This is a genomic window from Erythrobacter sp. RANMB8 (assembly GCF_056848235.1).
The window spans coordinates 491,208-503,970 of the sequence record NZ_JBREHG010000002.1; the positions used below are offsets into that span (position 1 = coordinate 491,208).

Here is a 12,763-nt window from a genome sequence, read left to right on the forward strand (position 1 = left end):
CCGATCAGGCAGGCGCACAGCGATGCGCCTGTCCGATTGCCACAATATCGACGATTTCCGCAGGCTGGCGAAGGCCCGCCTGCCCTTCCCCGTGTTCGATTACATTGACGGGGCTGCCGATGACGAGTTGACCAAGGCGAGGAACACCGCCGCCTTCGATCATGTCGATCTGGTCCCCGATGTGCTGGCGGGGGTGGAGAGCATCGACACCTCCTGCACCATCCTCGGGCGGCGCTCTGCCCTGCCGCTGATGCTGTCCCCCACAGCCGTGCAGCGCGCCTTCCACTGGCAGGGAGAGCGCGCCGTGGCGAAGGCGGCGGAGCGGTTCGGGCTGTGGTTCGGCATCTCCAGCCTTGCAACCCGCAGCATCGAGGACATCGCCGCGCTGACCAGCGGGCCGAAGCTGTTCCAGCTCTATGTCCACAAGGACAAGGGGCTGAACACCCACATGATCGAACGCTGTCAGGCGGCAAGGTTCGATGCGCTGGCGCTGACCGTGGACACCATCGTATCGGGCAAGCGCGAACGGTGCCTACGCAGCGGCTTCACCACGCCCCCGCGCTTCACCCCTGCCAGCATCGTCAGCTATGCCACCCGCCCGCGCTGGACGCTGGATTATGTGCTGCGCGAGAAATTCCGCCTGCCCAATCTCGATACCCATGTGACCGAAGGCAGCGGCAAGGCGGTGAGCATCGCCGAATATTTCAACACCATGCTCGATACCTCGATGACATGGGACACCGCCGCCGCGATCCGCGAGCAATGGGGTGGCACCTTTGTGCTCAAAGGCGTGATGAGCGCCGCCGATGCGCGCCGGGCGGTGGCAATCGGTGCGGATGCGATCATGATTTCCAACCACGGCGGCAGGCAACTGGATGGCAGCCGCGCACCCTTCGACCAGCTGCCCGAAATCGTCGATGCTGTCGGCGGGCGGATCGAGATCATCTGCGATGGCGGCGTGCGGCGCGGCACCCATGTGCTGAAGGCCCTGTGCAGCGGCGCGAGCGCGGCATCGGGCGGGCGGCTCTATCTCTATGCGCTCGCGGCGGCGGGACAGGAGGGGGTCGAGCGGGCGCTGGGCATTCTGAAGGACGAGATCGAGCGCGGGATGCGCCTGATGGGGGTCACGCGGGTAGATCAACTGACCGCCGACCGGCTGCGGCGGCGGGGATGATCCCGCCCTCAAGCAGCGTAGCGGTAGGGCAAACAAGACCCCCGCCCTCAAGTAGCGAAGCGATAGGGCGACAGGGACTCCCTCAAGCAGCGAAGCGATAGGGCCAACAAGAATGTCATAAACCGGTAACGCAAAGCGGGCTTTGGCAGAATCGCCCGAATTGAGGATAAACCCGTCATGATCACCGCTGCCCGCGCCTTTGCTCCGGTTCTTGCCCTTGCCCTTGCAGCCTGCGGCAGCCCCGATCCGCAGGCGGGTAACGAGGCTGAGGATTTCGCCGCCCGCATCGGACAGGGCGATCCGGCCTCCGGAGCAGCCGCAACGCCCGCACCCGCCGCCACCGCCACGCCCGTGATCGTCAAACCGCTGCCCGGCGCTGCCCCCGGACCCTTCGCGCGCGGCACGCTGACCGATCCCGCCGCTGCCACCTGCGGCGCGCCGCTGATGGGCCCGTTCATCGGCAAGCTGGCCGATCAGCCCACCCGCGCCGAAATCGCCAAGGTCCTCGGCCGCACCGACAATCTGCGGTTTGTCGCCTATGGCGGGGGCGGCAATGTCAACCCCGATCCCACCAATCCGCGCCTGTCGATCATGCTGGATGCCCAGAACATCATCCGCGACGCGCGCTGCGGTTAGACCGGCGGGTGGTTAGAATAACGGGCATTCCCGGCTTGCACATCGCGCAATAATCGGCAAAGACGCTGGCCATGACGGGACACGGACTTTCGCTGCTTCGACTTATGCGCCCTTGGGCGTAGGCAGCCGCGTGCACAGGTCAGCGCGGCACCGCTCCCAAGGGTAACAGCCGCAGCTTCCCCATCCTCTGCCCGCGAAAAGTCTTTTTCCATGCCCATGCTCAAGAACCCTGCCGCCAAGTATCGCCCCTTCGGCCAGATCAATCTGCCCGACCGCCAATGGCCCTCGAAGCTGATCGAGACAGCGCCGCGCTGGCTTTCGACCGATCTGCGCGATGGCAACCAGTCGATCATCGATCCGATGGACGCAGTGAAGAAGCGCCGCTTTTTCGATCTGCTGGTCGAAGTGGGCGTGAAGGAGATCGAGGTCGGTTTCCCCAGCGCGGGCGCGACCGAATTCGATTTCATCTCCGGCCTCGTCAAATCGGGTGCGATCCCGGACGATGTGATCGTGCAGGTCCTCACCCAAAGCCGCGAGGATCTGATCCGCACCAGCTTTGCCAGCCTCGAAGGCGCGCGGGCGGCGATCGTCCACCTTTACAACGCGGTCAGCCCGGCGTGGCGCGACATCGTGTTCCGGATGAGCAAGGACGAGGTGAAAGCCATTGCCGTCGCGGGCGCCAAGGTGATGCGCGACGAGGCGGCCCGCTATCCCGGCACAGACTGGCATTTCCAGTACAGCCCCGAAACCTTCTCCACCGCCGAACTCGATTTCAGCATCGCGGTGTGCGAGGCGGTGATGGAGGTGCTGGCGCCCACGCCCGAACATCCGATCATCCTCAACCTGCCCGCCACGGTCGAGGCGGCGACCCCCAATATCTACGCCGACCAGATCGAGTATTTCTGCCGCAACCTGCCGAACCGCGAGAGCGCGGTGATATCCTTGCACACCCACAATGATCGCGGCACCGGCGTGGCTGCGGCGGAACTCGGCCTGATGGCCGGGGCCGACCGCGTCGAAGGCTGCCTGTTCGGCAATGGCGAGCGCACCGGCAATTGCTGCCTCGTGACCATGGCGCTCAATCTCTACACGCAGGGGATCGATCCGGGCCTCGATTTCTCGGATATCGACCGGGTGATCGAGACGGTGGAATATTGCAACGACATCCCCGTCCACCAGCGCCACCCCTATGGCGGCGAACTGGTCTACACCGCCTTTTCCGGCAGCCATCAGGATGCGATCAAGAAGGGCTTCGAGGCCCGCGAGACGCAAAATGACGAGGCTTGGCGCGTGCCCTATCTCCCCATCGATCCGGCCGATCTGGGGCGCAATTACGAAGCGGTGATCCGGGTCAATTCGCAGTCCGGCAAGGGCGGGTTCGCCTGGGTGCTGGAAAAGGATCAGGGCCTCAAGCTGCCCAAGAAGATGCAGGCGGACTTTTCGAAGCACGTCCAGCAGATGGCCGACGAACTGGGCCGCGAATTGAACGCCGCCGACATCTGGGATGCCTTCCGCCGGGCCTACCACGTCAAGATCCACCCCAAGCATTTCCAGCTGGTCCGCTACGAGGAAAGCCGCGCCTCCGATGGCACGCGGATCTTTGCCGGCACTATCGCGGTCGACGGACAGGAGCAGAGCGTTTCGGGGCGCGGCAATGGCCTGATATCCAGCGTCATGGGCACGCTGCGCGAGGCGTTCGGCGTCGATCTGGATGTGGTCGATTACACCGAACACGCGCTGGGTGCGGGCACGGATGCGCGGGCGGCGGCCTATCTCGAATGCCGCGCACCCGACGGACGCACCATCTGGGGCTGCGGGATCGACGAGGACATCGCCACCGCCTCTGTGCGCGCGGTGCTGAGCGCGGCAAACTCCGCAGTCGCAGCTGTGGGCGGCTGATCCCGCGCAGGCTTGCGCACACGATGATTTGCGCGCAACTTCGCCCCGCCTGATCTTGGGGAGAGGGGCCTGCGATGGATACGCTCGATCACAATCCGGCTGCGCCTGCGCCAGCAGCAGCCTCGCCGGTTGCCAATGATCTGGGGTGGGCCGATCTTGCCGCCGCGCTGGGTGCAGGCTGGCGCGATTTTTGCGCCATGCCGCGTTTCGGCCTGTTTTTCGGCGGGGTCTATGTGCTGGCGGGCCTTGCGATCGGCTGGGTCACGGTGACGGGCGGCGAGCTGACCTGGCTGATCCCGGCGATGGCAGGCTTCCCGCTGGTCGCGCCCTTTGTCGCGGTCGGCCTGTATGAAGCAAGCCGGCGGCGGGAGGCGGGCGAGCCGCTGGCCTGGCGCGCCGTGCTGGGCGCGCTGAAGGGACACGGGGATGACCAAATCCTGTCGATGGGGGTGATCGTGTTCGTCGCCTTCTCGTTCTGGATGATCGTCGCCCACGCCATCTTCGCGGTGTTCATGGCCGAAAGCGGGATGGGCGGCGAATCGCTCGATGCGTTGCTGACGCCCACCGGCCTGATGATGCTGGGGGTGGGCAGCGCGGTCGGCGCGGTGATGGCCTTCGCCTTCTACGCCATGACCGTGATCAGCCTGCCGATGCTGGTCGAACGCAAGGTCGATTTCCTCACCGCGATCATTGCCAGCCTTGCCGTGGTGCGGCGCAATCTCGCGGTGATGCTGGGCTGGGCGGCGGTGATTGCCGTGCTGCTATTCGTGGCGATGCTGCCCGCATTTCTCGGCCTGATGGTGGCCCTGCCGGTGCTGGGCCATGCGACATGGCACCTTTACCGGCGGGCGGTGGGCTGAGAATCAGTCCGCAGCACGCCGCCGCAGATTCCACAGCCGCTCCTGCGCCTCGGCCAGGGCGACCGCACGCGGCCGTGAGTAGATCGTGTGCCCGCCGATCCCCGAAACCTGAAACGTCGCCAACCCTTCCCCGTTGACCGGCGCACCGCGCCGCGGTTCACGCGCCGCCATCCGGTAATAGCGCCGCGCCAAGTCGTAATCCTGCGCAACTCCGCGCCCATCCTCGAAGCGCTTGCCGAGTTCGAGCTGGGCCTGCTTGTTGAACGAATTGCGCGCCATGTCGGCAAGGATCGGCAGCGGCACGACTTCGCACGGGATACGGGTCGGCCCATTGGTCACGGGGTGTACCCAGTCGCACTGACCTGAACCGAGATCGCCGCGCTGATAGGCGGCGGCAAGCGCCCGCAATTCAGCGTCGCTCACGGGCCGATCAAGCTCGGAAGCGTTGACGGGAGCAGACACTGCGGCGCCCGCTGCCAGGACCACAGCCGTGCTCATCCCCAGCCATTTCACGACCACCTTCATCATCGGAGCGCTCCCTGCAAATATCCGTATTCACATATAAAATCTCGAACAGCGCGGCTTAATCGGTGATGAATTCCAATCTTGCGAGATTTGCGACGGACAGCGCATTCCTTCCCCAATTTTCGCAATGACGCCGGCGACGGTGACGGTTAAACCTGCTCCCCACACCAGGGGAGAGACCATGACCGAAGCCATCCTTGAACCCGATCTGCCGATCATCGATCCCCATCACCACCTGTGGGATTTGCGGCCGATGCTGCCGATGTTCCCCGAACCGCATCACCATTTCATTGCCGCGCTGGTGGATAATGCACATTACACCTTCGATCAGCTGCACGCGCATCTGACCACCGGCCACAACATCATCGGCACGGTGTTCATGGAATGCGGCGCGTTCTACAACGGCGCCTATGGCGAGGCGCTGAAGCCGGTGGGCGAGGTGGAGTTCGTGAACGGCGTCGCGGCCCAATCGGCCAGCGGGCTTTACGGCCCTTCGCGCTATTGCGCGGGGATTGTCGGCCATGCCAACCTGATGCTGGGGGGCGGGGCTGGCGCGGTGCTCGATGCGCTGCACGCCGCCTCACCGCGCCGGTTCAAGGGTATTCGCCATGCCGGCGCGTGGGACGCCGATCCGGAGGTGCTCGGCCCGCCGTTCCACCATCCCGAAGGCCTCTACCGCGATGCCACCTTCCGCGCCGGCTTTGCCGAACTCGGCAAGCGCGGGATGACCTTCGATGCCTGGGTGCTCGAACCGCAACTGCCCGATGTGATCGACCTCGCCCGCGCCTTCCCCGATCAGCCGATCTGCCTTGACCATTGCGGCACGCCGGTCGGGGTTGCGGCCTACAAGGGCCGCTTGCACGAACGCTTCGATGTCTGGCGGCACAATATCCGCGAGCTGGCGAAGTGCGAGAACGTGGTGGTGAAACTCGGCGGGCTGGCGATGGCCTTCTGCGCCCTGCCCGAAGATGGCCCTGCAGGCGGGCACGGATCAGAACACCTCGCTGCGTTGTGGCGGCCCTATATCGAAACCTGCATCGAAGCCTTCGGACCGCAGCGCGCCATGTTCGAAAGCAATTACCCCGTCGATTACTGGGGCGCGGATTACGCGGTGCTGTGGAATACCTTCAAACGCCTCACCCGATCGGCCAGTGCGGACGAGAAGGCGGCGCTTTATGCCGGCACGGCGGCGCGGTTCTACGGGCTGGAGGATCTGCTCGGCTGACGCCGCGTCACCATCAAAAACACGCTTGGCAGTCTTGGAACCCGCGCTAGAGACATGGGTTAAGCAAACAGTTTTCAGGAGAAACCCATGCCCCTTCCCGCTCCGTTCGATCGCCTGCGCCTGCCGCTGATCGGATCGCCGCTGTTCATCGTGTCCGGCCCCGAACTGGTGATCGCACAGTGCAAGGCGGGGATCATCGGCAGCTTTCCGGCGCTGAACGCGCGGCCCCAGTCGCAGCTGGATGAATGGCTGCACCAGATCACCGAGGAACTGGCTGCCCACAACCGCGCCAACCCCGATCGCCCGGCGGCGCCCTTCGCGGTCAACCAGATCGTCCACAAGACCAACGACCGCGTCGATGCCGACATGGCGACGTGCGAGAAGTGGCAGGTGCCGATGGTGATCACTTCGCTCGGCGCGCGCGAGGATATCTACACCGCGGTGCGCAACTGGGGCGGGATCACGATGCATGACGTGATCAACAACCGTTTCGCGATGAAGGCGATCGAAAAGGGCGCGACCGGCCTCATCCCCGTGGCAGCCGGAGCGGGTGGCCACGCCGGTTCGCTTTCGCCCTTCGCGCTGATGCAGGAAATCCGCGAGTGGTTTGACGGGCTCGTCGCGCTGTCCGGCTCGATCGGCCACGGTGCCTCGATCCTTGCCGCACAGGCCTTGCGCGCCGATTTCGCCTATTGCGGCAGCGCCTTCATCGCCACCAAGGAAGCCAACGCCGCCGAAGGTTACAAGCAGGGCATCGTCGAAGGTTCCTCGGAAGGCATCGTCTACACCAACCTCTTCACCGGCGTGCACGGCAACTACCTGCGTTCCTCGATCGAGGCGGCAGGGATGGACCCTGACAACCTGCCCGAAAGCGATCCCAGCAAGATGAACTTCGGCAGCGGCGGCAACACCAAGGCCAAGGCGTGGAAGGACATCTGGGGTTCGGGCCAGGGCATCGGCACGATCAAAGAAGTCGGCACGGTCGAAGACCTCGTCGCCCGGTTCGAGCGCGAATATCACGCCGCCAAGGCGCGGCTTGCCGACAATTCGGGCTATGCCGCGTGGGCGGCGATGGCCGAGGCGGCCGAGTAACTCAGCCCGTTTGCCACAGGGTCTCGGCCATCGCGTCGAGCTCGGTGAAATCGAAACCGGTGCCGAGCGGGTCGTTGCGATTGAGCAGCACCCGCCGGCGTGCCGACAGCAATTGCCTCCGCAGCGCGCCCTGCAACAGCAGCAGCCGCATCAGCGCCTCGCCCAGCGCGGCATCGCTGTCGGCGCGGGCGGCGCGCACCCAGCGCTCCTCGATCATCCCGACGCGGGCAATCACCACCTCGTTGTAACGCCGGTGCGGCCCGCGATGGAGCGGCATGCCGGTGCGGATCGTCGCTGTCTCGGTCGCGGGCAGCAGCAGGCCGTTGCGGCGGAAATCGTCGAAGCCCACGCGCGCGCGGCCGATGGCGGCGAACATCGGTCCGAAGCAGCTGCGCCCCAGCAATTGGCGCGGCAGCAAGTGGTGGCGTTGCAGGCCCGGATCATAGGCCCGCGTGCCCGGCAGGTTGACCGAGCGGAAGGCGATGACAGTGCGGAAAACGGTGCGACCCGCGGCCTCCATCTATTCCCGCCACACGCTGATGGATGCCCGGTTGCGCGACGGGCGCAGCACCAGGCGGGTGCCGTCCGGGGCCATGATCCGTTCGTCCGTATCAAGCCTGCCCGCCAGCACCAGCTGGTTGACGAGCCGGATGCCGAGCCGGGTTGCCGCCACCCTGTCGAGCGCAAGCGGCGGTTCGATCCGCAGCTCCTGCCCGATCCAGTATGTCAGCCCGACGCTTGTCAGCGCGCCGTCGCCCGCCTCGGCAAAGGCAGTCAGGCCAAGCGCGGGGAACGCCCCGCCGTCGAGCCACGCCGCAGTGACCGATTCGAAGAAGCGCCGTCCGATCGCGCTTTGCGACGGGCCCCAGCTGACCGCGACGATATCGCCGAAATGGCGCACCAGATCGCAGGCCAGCGCCAGCATGGCGCGCACGACCGGAATGTTGAGCGCCGACGTCGCGATGTGCGGGCCGGGCACGAGCGCCACGGCTTCGAGCGTGTCCGACACGGGTATGGCGGCAAGGTCGAAGCGGTGGGCAATGGCGGGAAACGGCGCCGCAGGGCCGGGCGCGAGACCGGCAAGATCGAAACCGAGGCCGTCGCGCAGCAACTCCGCCCGCTCCAGCCCGTCATCGCCTGCAAAGCCGGACTGGCCGAGCATCAGCAGAGACATCTGGGCGGCAAGTCCGGCGATGGCAGCATGATCGGGCCGTTTGCCCGCGGCAAACAGCAGACGCAGCTCTGCGGCATCGGCACGCTGAGACTGTGAAATCGCGCAGGCCCCCCTCGTAACGCGCCCGACAGAGCCAAATCTCTGACCGGACATTGGCGCTTTTGCTGCCTAGCGTCGAGTCCCCAATGGGTTATCCCGTCCCGTTTAGGGACATACCCCTATCCGCAGGGGATCAGAACACCCCGATCCGCAGCCCTTCGGCAAGCGCCGCGCCAAGATCGCGGCAGGCTTGCAAATCCGCCTGCGGCACATGTTTGGGCGCGGCAATCTGTTCCGGAGTCTGCGCCCCGAGGCCCACGATCAGCGGGTCGGCCACGCGCCGCAGCCGCCAGCCTGTCACGATCCGGTCGATCTGCCGCTGCGCCCCCGCACCGTCGGATCCGGCCGCGATCATGCTGGCGTAGGCGCGCCCCTCGATCCGGCCGAGCACGGGGTAATAGCAGCGGTCGAACATCTCCTTCATCGCGCCGCTCATGCTGCCGAGATTTTCCGGACAGCAGAAGATGTAGCCCGCGCCGGCCAGCAGCATGGCAGGACCGACATCGTCCGCCGCGACCAGCCTTGCGCTGTCCCCCGCCCCGGCAGCCGCCGCCTGCGCCATCGCAGCGCTTGCGCCGGTGCGGCTGTGCCAGATGATCAGCAGATGCGGCGGAGCGGGATTTTCGGCCATCGGCAAAGGCTTCCCCGCGCACCTGTCGATTGTCAACCGCGCAAGCCTGTCGGCAACGAGGGGATTGGGATACAAGCGCCCCATGGCCACCTCCCCGCTTCATCCCCCTGCCCTTGCCCCGGTTCTGGGTGTCACCGCCTCGCTTTCGGGCAAGGCCTGGCGCTGGCGCGGCGGCAATATGGAACTGGCAGAGACCCACGGGCTGGATCGCACGATCCTCGATCAGCTGCTGCTGACCCGCGGCGTGGCCGAAGACGATCTCGAACGTCATGCCCGCCCGACCATGCGTGCCTTCCTGCCCGATCCTTCGACCTTCCGCGACATGGACGCCGCCGCCCGGCGCCTGGCGCAATGCGTGATGAACGGCGAGCGGGTGACGATTTACGGCGATTACGATGTCGATGGCGCGACCAGCGCGGCGCTGCTGGTGGAACTGCTGCGGCAACTGGGCCACGAAGCGGGTTACTACATCCCCGACCGCCTGCTCGAAGGCTATGGCCCATCAGGCGAGGCGCTGGTGAAACTGGCGGAAAGCGGATCGCAGCTGATCGTCACGGTCGATTGCGGGGCGATGGCGCATGAGGCGCTGGGCATGGCCAAGGCTGCGGGCATCGATGTGATTGTGGTCGATCACCACAAATGCTCGCCCGAACTTCCGCCCGCCGCCGCGCTGGTCAACCCCAACCGCCTTGACGAGAGCGATCTGGGCGCGGCGCATGGGCACCTTGCCGCGGTGGGCGTCGCCTTCCTGCTCGCCATCGCGCTGGTGCGCGAATTGCGCGGGAAAGGCTGGTTCGAACAGCGGCGCGAGCCCGATCTGATGGGCCTGCTCGATCTGGTGGCCCTGGGAACGGTGGCCGATGTCGCCGCGCTCCACGGCCTCAACCGCGCCTTCGTGGCGCAGGGGCTCAAGGTGCTGGCAAAGCGCGAACGGATCGGCATGGCGGCGCTGATGGATGCAAGCCGCCTCAACCGCGCGCCCCAGTGCAGCGACCTCGGCTTCGCGCTCGGCCCGCGCATCAATGCCGGCGGGCGGATCGGCGAATCGACTCTGGGCGTGCGGCTGCTCACCACTTCCGACCCGGAAGAAGCCCGCGAAATCGCCGCGCAGCTTTCGCAGCTGAACGAGGAACGCCGCGCCATCGAAGCCGCGGTGCAGGAAGCCGCCGAGGCGCAGCTGGCGGGCCAGCACAATATGGCCGTTCAGGTGCTGTCGGGCCATGGCTGGCACCCCGGCGTGATCGGTATTGTCGCCGGACGGATCAAGGAAAAGACCGGCAAGCCCGCCGTGGTGATCGCGCTGGACGAGACGCAGGGCAAAGGCCAAGGGAAGGGAAGCGGCCGCTCGATCAGCGGAGTCGATCTTGGCGCTGCGATCATCGCCGCACGCGAGGCCGGGCTGCTGGTCGCAGGCGGCGGGCATGCGATGGCGGCGGGGCTGACGATCGATGCGGCACGGCTCGCCGATTTCGCGGAATTCCTCGACACCCGGCTGGCCCGCGATGTCGAGCGTGCCCGCGCCGGACAGGCGATGCTGCTCGATCTAGCGCTGGCGCCGGGCGGGCTGACCCCCGATCTGGTCGAGACGCTGGAGGCCGCAGGGCCTTACGGCGTCGGCTGGCCCGCGCCGCGAATCGCGGTCGGGCCGGTGCGGATCGTGAAGGCGGACATTGTCGGCAAGGATCACCTGCGCGTGGTCGCCAGCGGCAATGACGGGCGCAGCTTCAAGGCGATCGCCTTCCGCGCTGCCGAAACCGAAATGGCGCAAACCCTGCTCCACCGCAGCAGCGGGCGGCGATTCCACCTCGCTGGGCGCGTGAAGCTGGACGACTGGGGCACGCGCCCGGCCGCTGAACTGCATCTCGAAGACGCGGCTTTTGCCGACTGACACGGGCACTTGCGAGATTTTTCCGCGAAGGCTTGCATACGGGGGTTGACCGGCTCGCAAGCCCCCCCTAAAGGCGCGCTCTCGCAACCGAGACGGCCCCTTCGTCTAGCGGTTAGGACGCGGCCCTTTCACGGCTGAAACACGGGTTCGATTCCCGTAGGGGTCACCATCGGTAGCGACTGAAAAGGGCGGCAGGCTTCGGCTTTGCCGCCCTTTTTCGTTTACGTTGGCACTGCTCGCCGCTTCCCACCGCGCCGGTCTGGCTGTAATGGCCTCGCCCATGGGCAGCGGCCAGAATCTTCCGATCGCAGGCATTGCGCTGGCGACTGTCACCTTTCTCGCGATGCTGCTGACGGGAATCGACTTCGTGGTCGCGCTCGCGGTGCTGGTGGTGTGGGTCGGGTCGCTGTTGCTTGCCGCAGGGCGCCCGCCGGAGCCGCCCCGCGCGCGGACCAAGCAGCCGGTCAGCCTCGATTCGATTCGCGATCTGGTCGAAAACTCCACCACGCCGCTGCTGATCACCGATCGCAACACCATCGCCATCGCCAACCGCGCCGCGCGCCGCATCATCGGCCCGCATGTTGTCGGCCAGGACACCCGCGTCGCGCTGCGCCAGCCCGAGGCGATCTCGCTGCTCAACAATATCCGCCAGAGCGAGGCGATCGTGCGCGGGCTCGTGCGGCGGGGGGATATCTGGCAGATCAACCGCCAGTCGATCGACGACCGGCTGGCGATGCTCGAATTCATCAACCAGACGGCCGAAGCCGACATCAGCCGCGCCCACACCGATTTCGTCGCCAATGCCAGCCACGAATTGCGCACGCCGCTGGCCGCGATCATCGGCTATGTCGAAACCCTGCAGGAAGGCGACGGCAGGATCGACACCCCCACCGCGCAGAAGTTTCTCGGCATCATCGCGCGCGAGGCGCAGCGGCTTCAGGCGCTGGTCAGCGATCTGATGAGCCTGTCGCGGGTCGAGGCGGAAAAGCACGATCTGCCGACCGAGCGGATCGACCTCGCCGCGCTGGTGGAGCGTGCCGCACGCGACGCCGCCGGATCGAACCGGTTCGAACGCTTGCAGATCGACATTGCCGCGCAGCCCTGCGTGCTGGGCGATCGCCAGCAGCTGGAACAGGTGGTGCGCAATCTGGTCGACAACGCGTTCAAATATGGCGCGCCCGATACGCCGGTGGCGGTGACGCTCGATCTGGCGCAGGCCGATCAGGCACGCATCGCCGTGGCCGATCAGGGCGAAGGCATCGCGCCCGAACAGATCCCGCACCTCACGCGGCGCTTCTATCGCACCGATCCGGGTCGCAGCCGCGCATCGGGCGGCACCGGGCTTGGCCTTGCGATCGTGAAGCATATTGTGGAACGCCACCGCGGGCGGCTCGACATCACCAGCGAGCTGGGCAAAGGCACGCGGGTGGTCGCGCGGTTCCCGCTCGCCGAAACACAGATCGACGAAACACAGGCCGACAACGAAAATCCCGATCCGTCCGTCCCCGAACAGGCCGGGCAACCGCAGCAATCGCAATAACTGTCACACTAGTGTCTTAT

General features: G+C 66.2%; 12 protein-coding genes and 1 tRNA gene. 9 read left to right on the forward strand and 4 right to left on the reverse strand.

Annotation, left to right across the window (positions count from 1 at the left end):
• Positions 1 to 22 precede the first annotated feature (22 nt).
• The 4 genes from ACU0AG_RS05470 (at position 23) to ACU0AG_RS05485 (ending at position 4,569) form a co-directional block, all read left to right on the forward strand.
• On the forward strand, positions 23 to 1,174 hold the full coding sequence (locus ACU0AG_RS05470) for an alpha-hydroxy acid oxidase (protein ID WP_482781246.1): 1,152 nt from the start codon (positions 23 to 25) through the stop codon (positions 1,172 to 1,174).
• A gap of 177 nt (positions 1,175 to 1,351) precedes the next feature.
• Positions 1,352 to 1,810, forward strand: coding sequence for a hypothetical protein (locus ACU0AG_RS05475; RefSeq protein WP_482781247.1), 459 nt, complete (start codon positions 1,352 to 1,354; stop codon positions 1,808 to 1,810).
• 210 nt (positions 1,811 to 2,020) lie between these two features.
• Entirely contained in the window at positions 2,021 to 3,709 is a 1,689-nt protein-coding gene (gene leuA, locus ACU0AG_RS05480) for a 2-isopropylmalate synthase (protein ID WP_482781248.1), read from the forward strand.
• Between the two features lie 74 nt (positions 3,710 to 3,783).
• Positions 3,784 to 4,569, forward strand: a complete 786-nt coding sequence (locus ACU0AG_RS05485) for a DUF2189 domain-containing protein (protein WP_482781249.1) — start codon at positions 3,784 to 3,786, stop codon at positions 4,567 to 4,569.
• Positions 4,570 to 4,572: 3 nt separating this feature from the next.
• On the opposite strand, the gene ACU0AG_RS05490 is transcribed toward ACU0AG_RS05485, so the two are convergent.
• A complete protein-coding gene (locus ACU0AG_RS05490) occupies positions 4,573 to 5,097 on the reverse strand; it encodes an SEL1-like repeat protein (RefSeq protein WP_482781250.1) in 525 nt (174 codons plus the stop codon).
• A 178-nt stretch (positions 5,098 to 5,275) separates the two neighbouring features.
• Between ACU0AG_RS05490 and ACU0AG_RS05495 the strand changes: the two genes are divergently transcribed.
• Together ACU0AG_RS05495 and ACU0AG_RS05500 are read left to right on the forward strand one after the other, a co-directional pair.
• Positions 5,276 to 6,319 carry an amidohydrolase family protein gene (locus tag ACU0AG_RS05495; RefSeq protein ID WP_482781251.1) on the forward strand — a complete coding sequence of 348 codons (1,044 nt, stop codon included), beginning with the start codon at positions 5,276 to 5,278 and terminating at the stop codon, positions 6,317 to 6,319.
• Between the two features lie 87 nt (positions 6,320 to 6,406).
• Positions 6,407 to 7,411 carry an NAD(P)H-dependent flavin oxidoreductase gene (locus ACU0AG_RS05500; protein ID WP_482781252.1) on the forward strand — a complete coding sequence of 335 codons (1,005 nt, stop codon included), beginning with the start codon at positions 6,407 to 6,409 and terminating at the stop codon, positions 7,409 to 7,411.
• Position 7,412: 1 nt separating this feature from the next.
• Here ACU0AG_RS05500 and ACU0AG_RS05505 read toward each other — a convergent pair whose 3' ends face one another.
• The 3 genes from ACU0AG_RS05505 to ACU0AG_RS05515 all read right to left on the reverse strand — a co-directional run bounded on the left by ACU0AG_RS05505 (position 7,413) and on the right by ACU0AG_RS05515 (position 9,315).
• Positions 7,413 to 7,931: an AHH domain-containing protein gene (locus tag ACU0AG_RS05505; RefSeq protein ID WP_482781253.1), complete on the reverse strand. Its 519-nt coding sequence runs from the start codon at positions 7,929 to 7,931 to the stop codon at positions 7,413 to 7,415.
• Positions 7,932 to 8,585 carry a hypothetical protein gene (locus ACU0AG_RS05510; RefSeq protein WP_482781254.1) on the reverse strand — a complete coding sequence of 218 codons (654 nt, stop codon included), beginning with the start codon at positions 8,583 to 8,585 and terminating at the stop codon, positions 7,932 to 7,934.
• A 232-nt stretch (positions 8,586 to 8,817) separates the two neighbouring features.
• The gene (locus ACU0AG_RS05515; RefSeq protein WP_482781255.1) at positions 8,818 to 9,315 is read right to left on the reverse strand and encodes a flavodoxin family protein; all 498 of its coding nucleotides are present in this window, start codon (positions 9,313 to 9,315) and stop codon (positions 8,818 to 8,820) included.
• 82 nt (positions 9,316 to 9,397) lie between these two features.
• On the opposite strand from ACU0AG_RS05515, the gene recJ reads away from it, so the two are divergent.
• From recJ to ACU0AG_RS05530, 3 genes are all read left to right on the forward strand, one after another.
• On the forward strand, positions 9,398 to 11,203 hold the full coding sequence (gene recJ / locus ACU0AG_RS05520) for a single-stranded-DNA-specific exonuclease RecJ (protein ID WP_482781256.1): 1,806 nt from the start codon (positions 9,398 to 9,400) through the stop codon (positions 11,201 to 11,203).
• Between the two features lie 94 nt (positions 11,204 to 11,297).
• Positions 11,298 to 11,372 (forward strand) — tRNA-Glu (locus ACU0AG_RS05525).
• 99 nt (positions 11,373 to 11,471) lie between these two features.
• The gene (locus tag ACU0AG_RS05530; RefSeq protein ID WP_482781257.1) at positions 11,472 to 12,743 is read left to right on the forward strand and encodes a sensor histidine kinase; all 1,272 of its coding nucleotides are present in this window, start codon (positions 11,472 to 11,474) and stop codon (positions 12,741 to 12,743) included.
• Positions 12,744 to 12,763 lie beyond the last annotated feature (20 nt).